This is a genomic window from Campylobacter sp. CFSAN093233 (genome assembly GCF_011068165.1).
Lineage (GTDB): Bacteria > Campylobacterota > Campylobacteria > Campylobacterales > Campylobacteraceae > Campylobacter_D > Campylobacter_D jejuni.
In genome coordinates this window covers 41324-61556 of sequence record NZ_JAAMWY010000004.1, presented here as the reverse complement: position 1 = coordinate 61556, position 20233 = coordinate 41324, and the positions used below count along the sequence as shown (strand labels likewise).

Below are 20233 nucleotides of genomic sequence, written 5' to 3'. Positions count from 1 at the left end.
GGAGATAATTAATGGATCTTTCAACCATATTAGGAATGGTGCTTGCAGTTACTAGTATTTCGGTAGGAGATATACTAGAGGGAGGCAATCCTTTGCATGTTGTGCATCTTTCTTCCTTTCTCATAGTTATGCCAACAGCTGCATTTTGCGCAATGACTTCTACGCATAAAAAAATTGTAAAAGCAGCCTACAAAGAACTCAAAGTTGTTTTTAAAGGTTCTGGAGTAAATTTACCCGAAAGGATAGCCCAGCTAGTCGAATTTGCTATTATTGCAAGACGAGATGGTCTTTTAGCGTTAGAATCAAGAACCAGTGAGATTGAAAATGAATTTTTAAAAAATGCTATGATGATGCTTGTAGATGGTAAAAGCTTTGAAGAAATTCATGAAAGCATGGAAATACAAACTGAACAACTTGAAGAGCATTATAAAGAATGTGCAGAATATTGGATAGTATTTGGAGAGACTTGTCCTACCATGGGGCTTGTTGGAGCGGTTTTTGGACTTATTTTAGCTCTTAAATTACTAGACAATCCTCAAGCAATGGCAGCAGGTATTTCAGGTGCTTTCACGGCTACAGTTACGGGAATTTTTGGCGCTTATGCACTTTTTGCTCCTTGGGGGAAAAAATTAAAAGCTAATGGAATGGATCTTGTAAAAGAGCAAATTGTCATTACTGAAGCTATAAAAGGAATTGCAGAAGGTGCTAATCCTAGAGATTTAGAAGCTAAACTTTTTAACTTCTTAAGTCACGATGATCCAAGAATTTCACAATTTGACAAAGGTTAAAAATGGCTAAAAAACATAAATGCCCAGAATGTCCAGCAGGCGAAAAATGGGCTGTACCTTATGCGGACTTTCTAAGTTTGCTTTTGGCACTTTTTATTGCTCTTTGGGCAATTTCTAAAACAAATCCTGCTAAAGTAGAGGCTTTAAAAACTGAATTTGTTAAAATCTTTGATTACACCTCTACTCAAACAGTCAAAGAAGAGAGTAAAACCCAAGAAAAATATAAAGGCGCAGCAAAAGAAGAAAGCGATGAACTCAAATCGTTAAAACAAATGACTATGACACAGCAAGAAACTATCAAACGTCTTCAAGCAGCTCTAGATCAAAGCGATAATCAGGTTGCTCTTAACCTTCCATCTAAAGTTGAATTTGAAAGAGGTAGTGCTCAAATCGTTTCAGCTGATATACAAGATTATTTAAAACGTATGGCTGAGCTAACAACATATTTGCCACCTCAAGCAAAAATAGAAATTAGAGGCTATACAGACAATAGCGACTCTATTATAAGAAGTTATGAACTCGCCTACCAAAGAGCGGAAAATGTATTAAAATATTTTATAGAAGGTGGAGCAAATTTGAAAAATATTAGCATTAAAAGCTACGGGCTTAATAATCCTATCAATGGAAATCCACAAGCTCTAGAAAATAATAGAGTAGAAATATATTTTAAAGTCGATACAGCAGATACAAGCACTCAAAAATCAGTTCTTGAACTTATCAATAAAATAGGAACTAAAGCACCTTAAAAGTTTTAGTTTCCTTTTTTTACTTGACCAGCTAAACGACTCTTATTATTTGTATTATAAACAAATCCTAGCACCTCAGCTACAGCTTTAAACATTTCCCTAGGAATAAGATCATTAACATCACAAGCTTTATAAAGCTCTCTTGCTAAAGGAGGATTTTCATAAACTACAACATTATTTTCATAGGCTACTTGTTTTATGCGAAGAGCGAGAAAATCCACTCCTTTGGCAACAACCCTAGGGGCTTGTTCTTTACTTGTATCATAACGAATAGCTACGGCATAATGCGTTGGGTTTGTGATCACCACATCCGCACCTGCAACATCTTGAACCATACGACGACGCGCAGCTTCCATTTGAAGTCTACGAATTCTACCTTTAACCTGAGGATCTCCTTCCATTTGTTTATACTCATCTTTTATTTCTTGTTTGCTCATACGCAAACCTTTAAAATACTGAAAACGCACCAAAAAAACATCTAAAACAGCAATAATTAAAAAAGCAACTATAACAATAGCTGCTAAAACAATAGCTCTGTCTCTTAGCCAAGTAAGCTGTGCAACCATAGTATAAAGCTCAACTCTTGGAAGCTCTTGCATAAATTTAAGTAAAACTATAAAAGCTATAGTAAAAACAATACCCACTTTTAAAATAATTTTTATACTTTCAACAATTTTTTTCAATGAAAAAAGGTTTTTTAAACCTTTTAGAGGATTGATTTTTCCTAAATTTGGCATAATAGGTTTAGTTGTAAAAATAAAACCAAATTGCATAATATTTCCCAAAACCCCAGCAATCATAATACTTAAAACAATAGGTGCAAGAATAATTAAAACCTCAAAAATGCTTTTAATCATAATGGCTTGAATAATACGCAAATCAAATTCAACACCAATAAAACTTTGATAGTATCTATATAAATTTACAATTCTCTCGCCCATAAAACTCATCATAAATAAAGTTATAGTTACTCCAATTATCAAAGTTACAATAGCTGCCGCATCTTGAGACTTTGGAACATTACCTTCTTTACGCGCATCTTCTATCTTTTTGGACGTGGGTTCTTCTGTTTTTTCTTGATCTTCGCCTGCCATATTTTAGCCTAAATAAAAATTTTAATATGTGTGTAAAATTATAGTAGAAAATTTATGAATTTCAATTAAAGAATAAAAATGAAGAAAAAGCCTCGTAAAGAGGCTTTATACTAAGAAATTAAAGTTTAGCTTCGTTTTTGCCAAGATATTCAGCCACGCCTTTAGGGTTAGCTTTCATACCTTCATCGCCCTTATTCCATCCTGCAGGACAAACTTCACCATGCTCATTTGTAAAAAGCATAGTATCAACCATTCTTAACATTTCATCTATATTTCTACCTAGTGGTAAATCATTAACCACAGCATGGCGAACTGTTCCATCAGCATCAAGCAAGAACGAACCACGAAGGGCAACTGCTTCTGCATAAAGTACATCAAAATTTCTAGCAATCTGCTTAGTTAAGTCAGCAACAAGCGGAAATTTAACCTGACCAATACCACCTTGATTTACTGGAGTATTTTTCCAAGCAAAATGTGAAAATTCATTATCTCCTGAAATTCCAATTACTTCAATGCCACGATTTTTAAATTCTTGATATCTTTTGTCAAAAGCTATAATTTCTGAAGGACAAACAAAAGTAAAATCTTTTGGATAAAAGAATACTACCGCTCCTTTTGGACCTATGTTTTTATAAAGATTAAAATCTTGAACAATTTCATTGTTTCCCAATACTGCTGGAGCAGTAAAATCTAAAGCTTTTTTAGTAACTATCATATTTTCTCCTAAATAATAAATTTTATTGATAACGAAATTATATCGTTTAAATCTTTATTTTTTTTTAAATATCTAAAATAATATTAAAAATTTAAGAAAGTTATAATTATTATCAAATAATGTAAATTTTTGATTATCAAAATTTACATTATTTAAGAATTTTATGCTAAAATCTTTTAAATCTTAATATTAAATAAGGAGAAAAAATGGCTGTAAAAATTACAGATATATGTATTGCTTGTGGTTCTTGTATTGATGAGTGTCCAGTGAGTGCTATCGTTGATGATGCTAACAATCCAGAAGGTGAAGATAGATATTATGTTTATGCAAACAAATGCGTTGAATGCGTAGGACATAATGATCAACCAGCTTGTGCCAGTGCTTGCCCAACAGATGGATGTATAGTTTGGAGTGCTGTAGAATTAGGACAACCAAGTCGTGATAATATTGGCGCTGATATGAGAAGTGGGGACACTCCAGTTTTTGCATAATTTTAAAAAATTAAAAAGCTAGAGATTCCTAGCTTTTTCTTTTAATTTAACTTTCTTTAAACAAATTCAAGTATAATTTTAAGCTTTATTAAAATAAGGAGTTATTACAAAGATGGAAAAAACTTTATCTATAATTAAACCTGATGCTGTTAAAAAAGGTGTTATAGGAAAAATTTTAGATCGTTTTGAAAGCAATGGATTAAGAATCGCTGCAATGAAAAAAGTTCAACTTAGTAAAGAACAAGCTGAAAATTTTTATGCTGTTCATAAAGAAAGACCTTTTTTTAAAGACTTGGTTGAATTTATGATTAGCGGTCCTGTTGTTGTTTCTGTACTAGAAGGAGAAGGTGCTGTATTAAAAAATAGAGATTTAATGGGAGCGACAAATCCTAAAGAAGCTAAAGCAGGAACAATTAGAGCCGATTTTGCTGAGAGTATTGATGCTAATGCTGTTCATGGAAGTGACAGCTTGGAAAATGCAAAAATAGAAATTGATTTTTTCTTTAAACCAAATGAAATTTGCTAAATGAAAATCCCTTTTTCTAAGATTAATACAAAGGAATATCCTTTTAAACTTAATCTTGAAAATATGATTTTTGAGGGAAATCTAGTAAAAATAAATCCTAAGCTTGTTAAAATAAATGCTATTATGCAAGGTTTTATCTATAGACCTTGTGATAGTTGTGGAACTGAGTTAGAACTTGAAATTAAAGAAAATTTAGAACTTTTTGCAAGTGATGGTATTTTTAAAGATGAAGCAAACGAATTGAGCAATACTATAGAATTTTTCGATGGACATATTGATTTAATAGAAGTTGCTATTAGTGAGCTTGAAGCTTATTTGAGTGATTATTTTTATTGCATAAATTGCAATAATTAATTAAATTTTATAAAGGAGAAAAAATGGCAGTACCAAAGAGAAGAGTGAGCAAAACTCGTGCAGCTAAACGCAGAACTCACTATAAAGTTAGTCTTCCTATGCCTATAAAAGACAAAGATGGAAGCTACAAAATGCCTCACCGTGCGAATCCAACAACTAAGGAATATTAAAATCAATGATTAACATTGCCATTGATGCAATGGGTGGTGATTTTGGAGAAAAACCCATTATAGAAGGCGTTTTAAAGGCACTAGAAGCAAAACCTTTTAACGCTATCTTAGTGGGAAATTCTAAAATTCTAAAACCTTTAATACCAAAAAAATTAGAACAATATATACAATACGAAGAAGCTAGTGAAATTTTTTCGATGAATGGAAATGCCACAGATGCTTTAAAAAATAAAGAAACAACCATATACAAAGCTATTAATTTATTAAAAGAAAAAAAAGTAGATGCTGTAGTTTCAGCGGGTCATAGTGGAGCAAGTATGTCTTTGGCTACCTTAAGGCTTGGAAGACTTAAAGGTATTTCAAGACCTGCTATTGCCACTTTAATGCCAAATATCGTTAACAGAACTTTACTTTTGGATGTTGGAGCTAATACAGATTGTAAAGCTGAAAATTTATTTCAATTTGCCATAATGGGTGAAGTTTATGCTAGAGAAATTATGCAAATTCAAAAACCACGCCTTGCTTTACTTTCTAATGGTGAAGAAGAATGCAAAGGCAATGAACTTACCAAAGAAAGTCATCAGCTTATGAAAAAAATTCCAAATTTTATAGGTAATGCTGAAGGTAGAGATATTTTCAATGGTGAAATAGATGTTTTAGTCTGCGATGGTTTTGATGGAAACGTTATCTTAAAGGCTTGTGAAGGTGTAGCAACAGCTATTTTTCAGCTTCTAAAAAACGAAGTAAAGCAATCTTTTATTTCTAAAATAGGTGCTTTACTTATGAAGTCATCTTTTAAAAAATTAAAAAAACACACAGATTGGCAAGAATATGGCGGAGCACCCCTTCTTGGAGTTAATGGCTGCGTGATCATAAGTCATGGAAAAAGTGATTCTAGAGCTATTAAAAATGCAATTTTTCAAGCTATAAATTTTAGCCAATCTCATATCAATGAACTTATAGAAAATGAACTTGGGAAATACAATGCTTAAAGCCGGTCTTAAAAGTATAGCTTCTTATATTCCAGAAAAAATTTTAAGCAATGCTGATCTTGAAAAAATAGTAGATACCACCGATGAATGGATCACTAGACGCACAGGTATTAAAGAAAGACGCATTGCTAGTGAAAATGAAAATTCTAGCGATTTGGGCACAAAAGCTGCATTAAAAGCCATAGAAAGAGCAAATTTAAAACCTGAAGATATTGATGCGATTCTTGTAGCCACTTTAAGTCCTGATTATTTTACTATGCCTTCAACGGCTTGTAAAATTGCTTCAAATTTAGGACTTGTAAATATTAGTGCTTTTGATATTTCAGCAGCTTGTTCTGGTTTTATCTATTTGCTTGAACAAGCTAAAGCCTTAGTAGAAAGTGGTTTGAAAAAAAATGTTTTAATCGTAGGAGCTGAAAAAACAAGTTCAATTATGGATTACAATGACAGAAGCATTTGCATACTCTTTGGAGACGGTGCGGGTGCTGGAGTTGTAAGTTTGGACAATGAAAATCATATCCTTGATGTACATACTGCAAGCAATGGTAATTATGGAGATCTTTTAATGACTCAAAGATCGCAAAAATCAAGTCTATGTCAAACACTTTCTATGCAAATGAAAGGCAATGAAGTTTTTAAAATAGCAGTAAACACGCTTAGCAATGATGTTGTAGAAATTTTAGCTAAAAATAACATTTTAGCACAAGAAATTGATCTTTTTATTCCTCATCAAGCTAATCTACGCATCATTAAAGCCGTCCAAGAAAAACTCAATCTAAGCGATGAAAAATGTGTGATTACCGTACAAAAATATGGCAATACTTCAGCTGCTTCTATACCTATGGCAATGAATGATGCCTATGAAGAAGGACGACTTAAAAAAGGAAATCTGATCTTACTAGATGCTTTTGGCGGTGGTTTTACTTGGGGATCTGCGCTTTTAAAATTTGGAGGAGAGAATTTTTAATTCTCTCTTAGCTTTCCAAAAGCTTGAATTTCTACCAAATAACCCTCTGCTAAAGCACTTCCTACACAAGCTCTAACAGGTTTAGGATAATTTTTAATCCAAGCATCATAAATTTCATTCATTGCATCAAAATCTTGCATATTAGCTAACAAGATTTGAATTTGAATCAAATCTCCTTTGCTTGCGCCTATTTTTTCAAACAAAGCATCAAGTTCTGCAAGTGCTTCTTTGGTTTGTTTTTTAATATCTCCGCTAGGTTCAAAAGCCACTTGTCCTGCAGTCTTAAAATATTTATCAAAAACAATAATTTGCGACATTCTATCGCACTCATCAAAACGCTTTATCATGCATATTTTCCTTGAAATTCTTTCATAAATTCACACAAGGTTTTTACCTGATCCAAATTAAGCGCATTATAAATACTTGCACGAATTCCTCCTAAAATTCTATGTCCTTTAAGTCCTATCATTCCAGCTTCTTCGGCTTCCTTTACAAAAAGAGGCTCTAAATCTTTATTTTTAGCAATATTAAAACTCACATTCATTAAAGATCTGTCCTTTTTATCTGCATGTCCTTTATAAAATCCATTACTTAAATCAATACACTCATAAAGCATAGCAGCTTTTTGAGAATTTTTCTCATGTACTTTATCAAGTCCGCCTTGATTTAAAAGCCAATCCATTTCAAGATTAAACATATAAATGGCAAAGGTTGGAGGCGTATTAAACAAGGACTGATTCTCAGCATGAGTCAAATAATTTAACATACTAGGAATTTGTTTATTTTTAGATCTTTCTAACATATCTTTACGGATAAAAATACAACTTAAACCCGAAATTCCAGCATTTTTTTGCACTCCGCCATAAAAAAGAGCAATATTTGAAAAATCTACTTTTCTAGAAAAAAAATCACTCGATGCATCCACAATCAAAGGAGTTTTAGTTTTAGGATAATTTTGATATTGAGTGCCGTAAATAGTATTGTTAGAACAAATATAAGCATAATCAGCATTATCTCTAAATTCCACTCTAGGAATATGATTAAAATTACTTTCCTCGCTACTTGCTACGGTTTTAACATTGACACCTAAAATTTGTGCTTCTTTAATTGCTTTTTTTGTCCAAACTCCTGTATTTGCATATTCACAAATCCCATTTAAAGCCAAATTCATAGGAATCATAGCAAATTGTAAACTTGCTCCACCTTGTAAAAATAATACTTCATAATCATCATTTAACCCGTAAAGTTTTTTAGCTTTCTCTTGTGCTCCAAAATGCACTTCTTCAAATACTTTTGTGCGGTGAGAAATTTCCATTATAGAATAACCCCTACCCTGATAATCACAGAGTTCTTTTTGAGCTTGCTCTAAAATTTCTAAAGGTAAAGTCGATGGCCCTGCACTGAAATTGATTTTTCTCATAATCTATCCTTATAAAATTTTTGCTTCTTTTTGAGAAGTTTGAGAACTTAAAATAACGATATCATCACTCTTAAGATCTTCTAAATTTGCTATTTTACCATTTTTTCTGATACAAATAAACTTTTTGCTTTTATTAAAAAAATTCTCATGTTGCAAATAAGCATTTTGCAATTTATCTAATTTTAATTCATTATAACGCATTTGATTTGCCAATAGATGATTTAATTGCTTTTCTATATTATGGCTTTGTTTTATTTTTTCATCTATTATTTTTGGCAAAGAATTAAATTTGAAAAATTTGCTTAAATTTAAAAGCAAATTTTCATAATTTTGTATTTTATAATTCCAAAGTTGCATTAATTTTTCTTCCATTAAATCCAAACTTTGCTCTATATCCAACTTAGAATAAAACAAAGTATCTATAGCAGCTGAAGGCGTTGGAGCTCTAAAATCTGCAACAAAATCACTAATAACATAATCAATCTCATGTCCTATGGCTGAAATAATAGGAGTTTTTGCTTTAAAAATCTCTCTTGCTAAATTTTCATCATTAAAACAAAAAAGATCTTCTCTGCTTCCTCCACCACGTGCTATAATAAGAACATCTAAATCCATATCATCGGCTTTTTTTAAAGCTTGTATAAGAGAAAAAGGAGCATTATTTCCTTGAGTTAAAGCATCAAAAATATAAATTTTTGCCAAAAAATATTCTTTTTGGTGAATAAGTTTTAACATATCTTGCAAAGCAGCAGAAGTTTTTGAAGTGATAATGCCTACTTTTTTAGGAAATTTTGGCAAAGATTTTTTAAAGCGTGGATCAAAAAGTCCTTCTTTTTGCAAACGCTCTTTTAAAGCCAAAAACTGTGCTTCCAAATCCCCAAAACCTGCTTTTTTCATACTAGTAGCGATAAATTGATAACGACCACTTTCAGGATATAAACTTACACTTCCACAAAGCTCTAAAAAATTCCCCACAGCTGGTTTAAATCCGACTTTTAAATTAGCTCCTTTAAACATAGCACAAGCAATGCTTGATCTTTCATCTTTTAAATCAAAATACCAATGTCCTGAACCATGCAAAGTAATTTTTGAAATTTCTCCACTTAAAACTATATCATCAAAATGTGTTTCTAATAAAGCCTTTGCTTTAAGATTTAATTCTGTTGGTGTCATAGTTTTTTTGCTATAAACATTGAACTCACGCCAAAGCTAAAACTTTTATAATCAAGTATTTCAAAACCAGCATTTTTAAGTTCTAAGATGAACTCTTCCTTACTTAAAAATCCTTCAATAGAGTTTGGCAAATACTCATAAGCACTTTTATTTTTACTGATTATCCCACCTATACTTGGTAAAATATTTTTAAGATAAAAATCTCTACAAGCTGCTATAAATCCACCCTTTTCTCTTTTTGTAAATTCCAAAACTACCAAAATACCATCTTTTTGAAGTACTCTAGCAAATTCACTTAAGGCTTTTTGTCTTTCTACAACATTGCGAATGCCATAACTAATGCTTAAAATATCTAAACTTTGACTTTCTAAAGGTAAATTTTGCGCCCCTGCTTCTATAAATTCGACATTTGGAAATTTTTCTTTTGCAACATTTAGCATGCCACTACTTGGATCAATACCTTTAATATTTAGAATATTTTTTTCCATTTTTAAAGCACTCTCTTGCCAAATCTCTATCATATCCCCTGTGCCACAGGCAATATCAGCGATTTTTAAATCTTTTTTTAAATACAAACTCATCACTCTTTGACAAGCTTTTTTACGCCACGCTACATCAGCTCCAAAGCTTAAAATTCTATTCGCCTTATCATAAGTAGGTGCAATTTGATTAAACATTTCTATAATTTTTTCTTGTTTTTGCATTTTTATCCTTTGTAAATTTTCAAATTTTTACTTGATTTTTTAAGCAATTTGCAAAATTTATTTTTATTATTGATTATTTTCGAAAAAATATTTTTATCCCTATCTTTGCAATATTTTTCATAAAGTTTGTTTAAATTTTTTATCTCTAAAAAACGATAAAAATATTCTAAAAATATTGCCAATTCAAAAAAACTATTTTCAAAAAGCTCTAAATCAAAATTTTTTAGTATATTTTTTCTAAATAAAATAATTTTTTTTCTAAGTTCTAACGCAACAAGTTGTTTAAAAAACCTATCTTTGCAATCGCCTTCATAAAAAGAATTTTCCTTTATGAAAAAATCAAAATCATTAAACAAATCTTGGATTTTTTCATCGCTTAAAAATAGCAATAAATCTTGATTTGAATTTTCACTTGCTAAAATATCTTGAGTTTTTTTCGTTATATCTTTAAACTTTAAAGCCAAAATATTACTCAAATTTTTATCTAAAATAGTATTCATACTTGATAAAACTATATACAAGCTTCTTGAATAAAATAAAAATTCGCATAAACTTTGCTTATCTTTTCTCTCTAAAGATAAAGTCCAATAAAATTTTAATTTTTTAAATAAATAAAATAAAAAAATTCTAAATCCATCATAAGCATTAATATAATTTGGAAAATCCAAGCTAAAATTCTGATTTTTTTCTATAATTTTAAAATATTTCTCTATATCAAAATTTTGATATTCAAAACCATATAAAACGATATGTTTAGAATTTAAATCATGATGTAATTCTTTTTGAATTTTAAAATCTTTAGGAATTTTAAATTCATTGGAACTATCCAAAGTTGGAAAAAATATTTTTAAAATACAAATTTTAGGCTCTTCATAAATATCAATATAACTTTTTAAAGAGCAAAATTTAAATTCGAAGCGTTCTTTTTTAATACTCTTTCCTATAATCTTTTTTCGAGCTTTTTCAAATTTTTTTTTAGAAATTTTCTCTTCTTGATTCTGTTCTAAAATTGAATTATTAAATTTTGTAATTTTATAAAATTCATTGCAAAAACTTTGAAATTTAACACTATGATTTGAAGTTATTTGAGTATAAAAAGTTTCAAATTTAGAATTTCGAAAAGGTATATTATCTTTTTTTAAATTCTCTAAAAGAGTGCAATCAGATAGTAAAAAGTTTTTTTGAATTTCATAAACCATTAAAATAACCCTTAAAATATATGGGTTATTTTAACCTTATTTTGCTTAATGACACTTTTTGCAACTATCAACATAAGCACAAACAGACAGATGATTGACGAGATTGCCTATCTTTTTTTCTAAATGCTCTTGATATTCATAAAGCTTAGCATCTTTAAAACTTAAATCCTCTATACCACCACATTTGGCGCAAACAACATGAATATGTTCTTCTTCATAGATATCGTAACAAGTTTTTTGATTTAAAACATTGATTTCAACAACTAAACCTTGTTCTTGTAAAGTATTAAGATTTTTATAAACCGTCGCTAAAGAGATTGAAGGGTATTCTTTTTTAATTTCTGTATATAATTCATCAATATTAGGATGCTCATGTCTTTTTAAAATTTTTAAAACACATAGTCTTTGCGGAGTAGCTTTTAACTCATGTTTTTTAAGCATTTGTAGTAATTCCATTTTATTTATTCCTTACTTTTTTAAGTAAAAATAATAATAAAATTTTTATTAAAAGAAGTTTATATTAAATAATATTTTTTATTATTTAATGATAAAATTTTAAAACTTTCGTCAACAAACTATTGACATCTTTTTCTAGATTTTTTTCCACCTCACTTGTTTTTCCATGTTCAATAAATTTGTCTTCATATTCAAAGCTAACAACTTTTACATGCAAATCATATTTTTGTAAAAAATTATTAATTAAACTTTCTATACCGCCAATTTTAACATTTTCACTAAAAATAAACCAAATTTTACTTTTTTTAGCAAGCTCACACAAAAGCTCTTCATCTAAAGGTTTAGCAAAAATTAAATCAATCAAATTAGCATTATTATTCATTTCTTGCAAGGCTCTTAAAACTTGCCACGCTTTTGCCACACCTTGTCCATAACCTAAAAAAGCAATTTCACTACTATTTTTTACAAGCCATTGCGCCTTACCAAGTTTTATCTCACAAGAATTAAATTCTTTATCCAAAATAAAACTCCCTCTAGGATAACGAAAAGCAATAGGTCCTTGATGTAAATAAGCATACTCCATTATATTTTGCATCATTTGTTCATCTCTTGGGGCTAAAAGAGTGAAATTTGGCAAAGGAGCTAAAAAACTAAGATCAAAAACACCTTGATGCGTCTCCCCATCTTCGCCTACTATCCCTGCCCTATCCATAGCAAAAACCACATTTAAATTCATAATCGCACAATCATGGATCACTTGATCATAAGCACGCTGCAAAAAAGTGCTATATATTGCAATAAAAGGTTTAAATCCTTCTTTTGCCATAGCGGCCATAGAAGTTACTGCATGCTGTTCTGCAATAGCCACATCCCAAAAACGATTTGGATATTTTTCTATAAGCTTATCAAGACCTGTTCCACTTGGCATAGCTGCCGTAACCCCAACAATATTTTCATATTTTGAGGCTAAATCAAGCAAATTCTTAGAAAAAATTTCAGTAGCAGATTTTTTAGTATCACTTTTTTTAACACTCTCTCCACTATCTATATCAAAAGCTCCCACCCCGTGCCATTTAGCATGTTTTCCTTCGGCTAAAGCATAGCCTTTACCCTTTATGGTTTGAGCATGTATCACACAAGGCTTTTGCATAGCTTTTGCTTGTTTTAATGCAGAAATAATTTCACCTAAATTATGTCCATCAATAGGCCCTATATATTCAAGCCCTAATTCTTCAAACAAAAGCCCAGGAGTAATAAGTTTAAAACTCTCTTCAAAACGCTTAGCCATATAAGTAGCACTATCAGGTAATATATCCAACATTTTAGCAATACGCTTTTTAAAACTTTGATAAAACTGCGTTGCCATAGCCTGAGAAAGATACTTTGAAATTGCTCCAATTGGTTTTGAAATACTCATTTCATTATCATTTAAAAGTATTACGCAAGGAAATTTAGAATCACCCAATTCATTTAAAGCCTCATAGGCCATACCCGCACTTAAAGCACCATCTCCAATCAAAGCAACAGGAATACGCTTTTCACCCTTTAAAGCAATAGCCTTACAAGCACCTACTGCCAAAGAAATAGAGGTGCTAGAATGCCCTGCTACAAAATAATCTCCCTCGCTAGGTTTTGTATAACCACTTAAACCATTGATTTGTCTTAAAGTATCAAATATTTCTTCTTTTCCGCTTAAAAGCTTGTGTGTATAAGACTGATGCGACACATCAAAAATAAAAGGATCTTTTTTTGCATCAAAAACCAAATGCATTGCTATACTAAGTTCTACAGCACCCAAATTTGAACTTAAATGCCCACCATTTTTACTCACAACTTGTATGATTTTTTCACGCATAGATGCTGCTAAATTTTCTAATTCTTTTAAACTTAGCTTTTCTAACTCTTCTTGAGTATGGGCAAATTTTTTACTCATTATTCACCATTTTTTTAATTTTAGTTAGACGAGAGTTAAGATTGGATTCTATATTGCCTGCGTCACTTATAATAACAACACTTCCTTTGCTAATTGCATCATCAAGACTTATTTTAATGTGAGCATTCTGATCAAATTGCTCTTTTAAATACTCATAATCCTCTGCATTAACCTTAAGCTCAATTGCACTAGCACCCTTAAGCTCGCCGATTAAATCTTTAGCCAAAGCATAAGCTATCTTACTTGAATTTAGTTCAAGTTCTTTTAAGATTACTTCTTTAGCGATATCTATAGCAGTATCTGCTAATTCTTTCTCATTTTTTTCTATGAAATTTTCAAGATTTTCGCAAGCATTATCGAGTTTGGCTATACTTTTTAAATACTTATCTTTAAAATCACTCAATTCTTTTTGAAATTCTTCTTTTGCTTTCTCATAACCTTCTTTGGCAAATTTTTCTTTAGCATTTTCAAGTTCTGAATTTAAGCGGTTATTAAATTCATTCTCTTGGCTTTCTATTTGCATTTGAAGTTTAATAATATTGCTTGACATTTCATCTGTTTTTTTAAGCAAATCTTCAACAAAGCTTGGTTGAAATGTTGGAATTTGAGTTTCCATAACAGCTTGCGTAGAGGCAATGACTTGATTTTCTTCGACTGGTTTTTCGTCATTTAAAGATATATTAGCATTTTCTTCATCTGGAGTTTGAGTATGTTTTTTTTCACCTGTATGATTATCAAATTCTGAAATAACTTTAAAACGATATCCTTCAACAACATGCTGATCAGAAGCCCCACCAGAAATTACATTGCTACGATTAACCATCTCTCACCTACTCTATCATTTCATCCGCATCGCCTGTTTGAACAAGACCTTGTTCTGCAAGTTTTTGCACCACTTCAACAACCTTTCTTTGTGCATCTTCAACATCTTTAACACGCACAGCACCCAAAAAACCCATTTCTTCAAGAAAAGCTTCGCTTGCACGCGTAGACATATTGGCTAAGAATTTTTGCTTTAACTCTTCACTTGCACCTTTTAAACCTATCATTAAATCACGCTTATCGGCTACTTTTAAAATTTCTCTTATAGCCTGAGTGCTAAGTTTTTGTATATCATCGAAAGTAAACATAAGCTCTTTAATAGTCTCTGCTAAGCGTTCATCACTTTGTTCAATATAAGTAATGGTTGATTTGCTTGCTTTTTGACCCAAACGATTAAGCACTTCTGCTACTGCTCTTGGGCCGCCCACTTCAACCTTATAAGAGGTAAGACTTTCAAGCTTGCTTTCTAGCACTGCAGAAACTCTTTTAATAATACTTGGAGAAATATCGCCAAGATTTGCCATTCTTATAACCACCTCAGCCCTTAATTCATCGCTAAAATACTCTAAAGTTTCTGCCGCATGAATAGAATCCATGTGTGCCAAAATAAGAGCGATGGTTTGTGGGTGCTCTTTGGTAATAAAGTCTGCAAGTTGCTGTGGTTTAATTTGCGCCAAATAAGCAAAATTTTGATTATTCTCCATACTTTTAGTGAGTTTTTCAAGAATTTTATTTGCAATCTCTGGTCCAAAAGTACGAAAAAGTATTTCTTTAGCATATTCCAAACCACCACTTTTAATATATTGATTTGATTGAAGCAGAGTGTAAAATTCTTCTAAAACTGCAGTAGCTACAGATCTATCAACATTTTTAGCCATAGCAATATAACGTGAAATTTCTGTGATTACATCAATTTCCATATGTGAAAACACAGAAGTTGTTGCATCTTCGCCAAGTTGTATAAGAAATATTGCTACCTTCTCAGGCATCGATAAATCATCATAGACCATTTTTTGTTCTTCACTTAGCTTTATCATCACATATCCTTTTCGCCAAATTCGCTATCATTTTGAATTAAGTTTTGCAAAAGTGCTGCAATTTCCTCACCTTTATCACTTACCAAACCACGCAATTTTTCAAGCAAAACCTCATACTGGATAGAATCTTCATTGAAGTTATCCCCAAAACCAAGTTGTTCTTCAACTTTTTTCCTTGCTGCATTAAATTTCTCTAAAGCATCTTCAGCATCATCTAAAACAGCATTTGGACCTTGCTGCATTTCCTCTTGTGCTGCGACATCTTCAAGCATTTTTTGAGTAAATGGAGCAATAACTTTTTTGTAAAAAATAAAAAGTAAAATCGCTGCAATAAAGTATTTAACCGGCGGAATAAATGGCTCAACAAAACGATTGTAAAAAGTTTTAACTTTACTCTCAACTCTAATCGACTCACGATGAAATGGTAAATTTTGCACCACAACACTATCACCTCTAGTAGCGCTAAAATTAATAGTATTTTTAACTATACTCTCAACACTTGCAAGCTCTTCTTTAGTCAATGGGACATATTCGCTTTTCACATCCCCATTTTCATCAACCACATCTTGATATTTTCCATCTATAGTAACAGCTGCTGAAGTGCGTAAAACTGTTGCAAATTGTTTTTTGGTATTTGTGATAGTTTTAGAAAGTTCATTATTTGTAGTAACTTGATTTTTTTTATAAGTGTCAATTTGACCCTTATTGTCAAGTCCTTCAACAGGACCTATATTAGAAACAGCACCTGGAACACCCTGAATTTCTGGATCTTTTCTACCTGTTCTTTCCTCGTTTAAAGTTTGCTCACTACGCACTATAGGATTTGGATCATAAATTTCACTTTGAGATTCTTGCTTGGAAAAATCAAAATCTATATTTACACTCACTTTTACTTTATCCATGCCACCTGCAAAAGGAGCTAAATTTTCTATAATCTTATCTTCTAAAGCTTTTTCTTGATCACTTTTAAATTTAATTTGCGCACGAACCAAGTCATCTTCATATGCTTCTTGCTCATCTAAAGGCACACCACTTTGATCACTAATCTTAACATTTTCTTTAGTAAGTTTTGGAACTGCCGCTGAAACAATATTTTTTATACCATCAATTTGTTTTCTAGTAAGCTTTAAGCCTTCGCGAACATTAACAACAACTGAAGCTGTAGGCGGAATTTGCCTTTCGGTAAAAACACTATCTTTAGGAAATGCTATGTGTACAACAGCGCTACGAATAGGTTCTAAAGTCTCAATAGTTCTTGCAAGTTCGCCTTCTATGGCTCTTTGGTATTTTACCTTTTGCTCTTCATTTGTAGCTCCAAAAGCTTGAGTATCAAAAGCTTCAAAACCCACGCGACTATCTTTTATAAGACCTTCGCTTGCAATAAACATTCTTTGACGATAAACCTGATCTTGTGGAACTAAAATTTTATTTTCACTTTCTAATTTATAGGGAATATTATTTTGTTCAAGTGTAGCTACAATTGCAGCAGAAGAACTTGGGCTTACATTTTCAACTAAAACTGCATATCCATTATTTGCATTACTACCACTTCCACGAAATAAAGCTAAAAAAACCAAAAACCCAACCACTACTACAATAGATGCAGCAATCACTATACGCTGCTTGCGAGTTAAATTTTGATAAAGTTGCCCAATTTGATGAAGCATATTTTTAAAATCCATTAATTCTCATCCCTTAGTTTAGCGAATTTTACATATTTTTATTTGATTTATCTATCTTAAAATCTTATCAAATTCTGTAAAAAATTTTTCATTTTCATAAGATGTTCCTATAGTAATGCGTATAGCATTTAAACCATAGCTTTTTAAATTTCTTATTATTATACCCTTTTTAAGCAATTTTTCAGACAAATCTGTACTATTTTTTTTATCAAAAAAATAAGTGATGAAATTTGTATAACTATCAATGATTTTGATATTATGTTTTTTAGCAAATTCTTTATAAAGTTCCATTTGAGAAAAATTATTCTCTAAAGTTTTTTTAGCAAATTCATCATCATTTATTGCTGCAACTGCTGCTTTTAAAGCAAGATTACTCACATTAAAAGGCGCACGAAGCTTGTAAAATGCACTAATAATATTAGCATTAGCTATACCATAACCAATGCGTAAACCTCCTAATCCATAAAGCTTAGAAAAAGTCCCTAAATAAAGTACATTGTCAAATTCTTTAATCAATTCGCAAGGTTTTAAATGTTTTTTGCTATCTTTAAAACTTGCAAATTCATTATAAGCTGCATCAATCACAACTAAACAATCCTCATTTACACCTTTAATAAACTCGGTCGCCTCACTTGCATCCAAACACTCGCCTAAAGGATTGTTTGGTAAGCATAAAAAAATAAGTTTAATTTCATCTTTGTGCGTTTCATAAAGTTTTTTAAACTCATCTAAATTATGAGTAATACTTTGAGTTTTATAACACTTTGCACCACATTGTTTGGCATAAATTTCATACATAGCAAAGGTAACTCCAGCTTGCAAAAAAGCATTTTTAGAATTTAACTTAGCATGTATAGCAAATTCAATCACTTGATCACTACCTGCACCGATAATGATATTTTCATTTTGAACTTTGTATTTTTGAGCCAATGTGCTTTTAAGTTCTATCATACTATCATCAGGGTAAAGATGGGCTTTATTTGCATTTTGTCTTAAACATTCTATAGCTTTTGGTGGCGTGCCAAAAGGATTTTCATTGCTTGCTAATTTTATCACTTTTTTAACGCCATATTCTTTAGCAATAACTTCTATATCTTTTCCAGGTTCATAATTGCTTAAATGATTTAAAAATTCATTAAATTTCATCTTTTTCTCCTGATAAATAAGATCCAAGCCAAACAATCTCTTGTATATCTTTTAAGGCTTTTTTTACATTTTCATCATCAATATGCCCTTCAAAATCTATATAAAAACTGTGTAAAAATTCTTTTGATTTTACAGGGCGAGATTCAAGCTTAGTAAGATTGATATTTTCTTTTTTAAACTGCTCTAATAAAAAGCTAAGCCCCCCAGGTTTATGTGCTGTGTGTGCTAAAATAGAAGTTTTACAATTTGGCATTTTAGGATTTTTAATATCGCTTAAAATTAAAAATCTTGTTTTATTGGCTGCATTATCTTCTATTTTATCAAAAAGTACAGGCACATTATAAAGCTTAGCCGCTATTCTAGAACAAATTGCTGCCGCATATTTATCTTGCGAAGCTAGGTAAGCTGCATTAGCTGTAGATTTTGAAGGAACAAATTCTATAGCACTAAGTTCATGACTTTCTAAAAATTTACGACATTGATTATAACCTTGCGGATGCGAATAAATGCGTTTGATTTCTTTTAAATTTTCATTAATTCCTACAAAAGAATGATGAATATCCATATAAATTTCGCCAAAAATTTTAAGCTCATTATACTTACCTAGACAATCTAAAGTAATGCCCACTGCACCTTCGGTATTATTTTCTATAGGTACAACACCGTATTTTGCTTCTTTGTTGCTTAACTCTTTAAAAACATCTTCGATATTGGCCAAGGCTATATAACGACTCATCGCACCAAAACGACTTCTTGCTGCTTGATGTGTATAAGTTCCTTCAGGCCCTAAATAAGCTATAGTTTGAGGCATTTCTAAATTTCTTGAAACTGCAAAAATTTCTTGATAAATTGCCTCTATGGCATTTTGATCTAAAAGTCCTAAATTTGCATTTTTTAAACGATTGATAATGGCTCTTTCACGCTCAGGACGATAAATACTTCCCCCACTACTTTGCTTAAGCTCACCTATACTTTTAACATAAGTCATTCTTTCATTTAAAAGATCTAAAATTTTATCATCAACCGCATCGATTTTATTTCTAAATTCTTCTAAATTTGGCATTTTAGATCCTTTAAAAACTCAAAAACACTAGGATAAACTCCATCAAGCAAATCCGTATCAAGCCCTTTTGTGTCGCTTATCTTGCCGCTTAAAACTAGCAAGGTTTTCATGCCAAGTTCTTTTGCCTTAAGCAAGTCACCCCTAAAATCATCACTAATGATTTTAATATCTTCAAAATCGATTTTTGAATTTTGTCTTCTTATTAAATTTAAAGCTTCTTTATAAAAAGCAATGCTAGGCTTACCCACAACCTCGTATTCAAAATCAATAGCATTTTTAAGCATAGCCATAATGCTACCTACACCAGGATAAGGCCTACCATCTTTTTTATAAATACTAGTTTCGTGCATAGCTATAAATCTAACTTCTCTTCTAGCCAATTCTATCATAGTGGCAAAATCTTTAAATTTAAAATCATCATAACTAGCCACAAGCACAGCACTAGGATTTACAAAATCGAGCTCAAAACCAAGATTTTCAAGACTTTTTACAAACTCATCTGCACCAAAAGCCGCAACTTTACAAGGTCTTAAAAGGTGTTTTAAAACGCTGAAAGGATCAATATAAGCATTTTCTTTTATAGCCAATCCTTTTTGCTGTAATTTTTCTAAAAAATCAAGTTTTTTTGTATTGTTAGTGATGATAAGATAAGGAAGATTTTTTGCATTTAAAAAATCGATCAGTTCTTTAGCACCATGGATTAAAGATTTATCATGATCAGAAATTAAAGTCCCTTGAACATCTAAAAAAAACAT

The 20233-nt window shown here is 31.1% G+C and carries 23 protein-coding genes; 8 read left to right on the top strand and 15 right to left on the bottom strand.

What is annotated here, in order from left to right:
* Nucleotides 1-11 precede the first annotated feature (11 nt).
* Together motA and motB are read left to right on the top strand one after the other, a co-directional pair.
* A complete protein-coding gene (gene motA, locus FBF15_RS02395; RefSeq protein ID WP_002869732.1) occupies nt 12-788 on the top strand; it encodes a flagellar motor stator protein MotA in 777 nt (258 codons plus the stop codon).
* 2 nt (nt 789-790) lie between these two features.
* Nucleotides 791-1534: a flagellar motor protein MotB gene (gene motB / locus FBF15_RS02390; protein ID WP_002854333.1), complete on the top strand. Its 744-nt coding sequence runs from the start codon at nt 791-793 to the stop codon at nt 1532-1534.
* 5 nt (nt 1535-1539) lie between these two features.
* Here motB and flhB read toward each other — a convergent pair whose 3' ends face one another.
* A complete protein-coding gene (gene flhB / locus FBF15_RS02385; RefSeq protein ID WP_002857279.1) occupies nt 1540-2628 on the bottom strand; it encodes a flagellar biosynthesis protein FlhB in 1089 nt (362 codons plus the stop codon).
* 118 nt (nt 2629-2746) lie between these two features.
* A complete protein-coding gene (locus FBF15_RS02380) occupies nt 2747-3343 on the bottom strand; it encodes a peroxiredoxin (protein WP_002854219.1) in 597 nt (198 codons plus the stop codon).
* A 206-nt stretch (nt 3344-3549) separates the two neighbouring features.
* Between FBF15_RS02380 and FBF15_RS02375 the strand changes: the two genes are divergently transcribed.
* The 6 genes from FBF15_RS02375 (at nt 3550) to FBF15_RS02350 (ending at nt 6843) form a co-directional block, all read left to right on the top strand.
* A complete protein-coding gene (locus tag FBF15_RS02375) occupies nt 3550-3834 on the top strand; it encodes a 4Fe-4S dicluster domain-containing protein (RefSeq protein ID WP_052803980.1) in 285 nt (94 codons plus the stop codon).
* 112 nt (nt 3835-3946) lie between these two features.
* Complete coding sequence (gene ndk / locus FBF15_RS02370; RefSeq protein WP_002854376.1) at nt 3947-4360, top strand: nucleoside-diphosphate kinase; 414 nt, start codon at nt 3947-3949, stop codon at nt 4358-4360.
* On the top strand, nt 4361-4714 hold the full coding sequence (locus tag FBF15_RS02365) for a hypothetical protein (RefSeq protein ID WP_002857618.1): 354 nt from the start codon (nt 4361-4363) through the stop codon (nt 4712-4714).
* 23 nt (nt 4715-4737) lie between these two features.
* Nucleotides 4738-4884, top strand: a complete 147-nt coding sequence (gene rpmF / locus FBF15_RS02360; protein WP_002858674.1) for a 50S ribosomal protein L32 — start codon at nt 4738-4740, stop codon at nt 4882-4884.
* A 5-nt stretch (nt 4885-4889) separates the two neighbouring features.
* A complete protein-coding gene (gene plsX, locus FBF15_RS02355) occupies nt 4890-5876 on the top strand; it encodes a phosphate acyltransferase PlsX (protein WP_002860304.1) in 987 nt (328 codons plus the stop codon).
* Entirely contained in the window at nt 5869-6843 is a 975-nt protein-coding gene (locus tag FBF15_RS02350) for a beta-ketoacyl-ACP synthase III (RefSeq protein WP_002869731.1), read from the top strand. The genes plsX and FBF15_RS02350 overlap by 8 nt, the downstream gene beginning before the upstream one ends.
* Here the strand turns inward: FBF15_RS02350 and FBF15_RS02345 are convergent.
* The 13 genes from FBF15_RS02345 to FBF15_RS02285 form a co-directional block, all read right to left on the bottom strand.
* Entirely contained in the window at nt 6840-7190 is a 351-nt protein-coding gene (locus FBF15_RS02345; RefSeq protein ID WP_052774583.1) for a RidA family protein, read from the bottom strand. The genes FBF15_RS02350 and FBF15_RS02345 overlap by 4 nt on opposite strands.
* Nucleotides 7187-8263, bottom strand: a complete 1077-nt coding sequence (gene serC / locus FBF15_RS02340) for a phosphoserine transaminase (protein ID WP_002860307.1) — start codon at nt 8261-8263, stop codon at nt 7187-7189. Before serC ends, FBF15_RS02345 begins: the two co-directional genes overlap by 4 nt.
* A gap of 9 nt (nt 8264-8272) precedes the next feature.
* Nucleotides 8273-9436 (bottom strand): exodeoxyribonuclease VII large subunit, encoded by a 1164-nt coding sequence (gene xseA, locus FBF15_RS02335; protein ID WP_002859429.1) that lies wholly within the window; start codon nt 9434-9436, stop codon nt 8273-8275.
* Nucleotides 9433-10140 carry a bifunctional demethylmenaquinone methyltransferase/2-methoxy-6-polyprenyl-1,4-benzoquinol methylase UbiE gene (gene ubiE, locus FBF15_RS02330; RefSeq protein WP_002859428.1) on the bottom strand — a complete coding sequence of 236 codons (708 nt, stop codon included), beginning with the start codon at nt 10138-10140 and terminating at the stop codon, nt 9433-9435. Before ubiE ends, xseA begins: the two co-directional genes overlap by 4 nt.
* A gap of 2 nt (nt 10141-10142) precedes the next feature.
* Entirely contained in the window at nt 10143-11339 is a 1197-nt protein-coding gene (locus FBF15_RS02325; RefSeq protein ID WP_002860308.1) for a hypothetical protein, read from the bottom strand.
* Nucleotides 11340-11384: 45 nt separating this feature from the next.
* Nucleotides 11385-11795 carry a peroxide-responsive transcriptional repressor PerR gene (gene perR, locus FBF15_RS02320; protein ID WP_002854244.1) on the bottom strand — a complete coding sequence of 137 codons (411 nt, stop codon included), beginning with the start codon at nt 11793-11795 and terminating at the stop codon, nt 11385-11387.
* 85 nt (nt 11796-11880) lie between these two features.
* Nucleotides 11881-13728 carry a 1-deoxy-D-xylulose-5-phosphate synthase gene (gene dxs, locus FBF15_RS02315; protein WP_038816965.1) on the bottom strand — a complete coding sequence of 616 codons (1848 nt, stop codon included), beginning with the start codon at nt 13726-13728 and terminating at the stop codon, nt 11881-11883.
* Nucleotides 13721-14551 (bottom strand): flagellar assembly protein FliH, encoded by an 831-nt coding sequence (gene fliH / locus FBF15_RS02310; protein ID WP_038816964.1) that lies wholly within the window; start codon nt 14549-14551, stop codon nt 13721-13723. The genes dxs and fliH overlap by 8 nt, the downstream gene beginning before the upstream one ends.
* A gap of 7 nt (nt 14552-14558) precedes the next feature.
* A complete protein-coding gene (gene fliG / locus FBF15_RS02305; protein WP_002854670.1) occupies nt 14559-15587 on the bottom strand; it encodes a flagellar motor switch protein FliG in 1029 nt (342 codons plus the stop codon).
* On the bottom strand, nt 15587-17269 hold the full coding sequence (gene fliF, locus FBF15_RS02300) for a flagellar basal-body MS-ring/collar protein FliF (protein WP_165434545.1): 1683 nt from the start codon (nt 17267-17269) through the stop codon (nt 15587-15589). Before fliF ends, fliG begins: the two co-directional genes overlap by 1 nt.
* Before the next feature lie 51 nt (nt 17270-17320).
* The gene (gene hisC, locus FBF15_RS02295) at nt 17321-18415 is read right to left on the bottom strand and encodes a histidinol-phosphate transaminase (protein ID WP_038816963.1); all 1095 of its coding nucleotides are present in this window, start codon (nt 18413-18415) and stop codon (nt 17321-17323) included.
* The gene (gene pheA, locus FBF15_RS02290; RefSeq protein WP_002858741.1) at nt 18405-19478 is read right to left on the bottom strand and encodes a prephenate dehydratase; all 1074 of its coding nucleotides are present in this window, start codon (nt 19476-19478) and stop codon (nt 18405-18407) included. The genes hisC and pheA overlap by 11 nt, the downstream gene beginning before the upstream one ends.
* The gene (locus FBF15_RS02285) at nt 19466-20233 is read right to left on the bottom strand and encodes an HAD-IIA family hydrolase (RefSeq protein ID WP_002894777.1); all 768 of its coding nucleotides are present in this window, start codon (nt 20231-20233) and stop codon (nt 19466-19468) included. Before FBF15_RS02285 ends, pheA begins: the two co-directional genes overlap by 13 nt.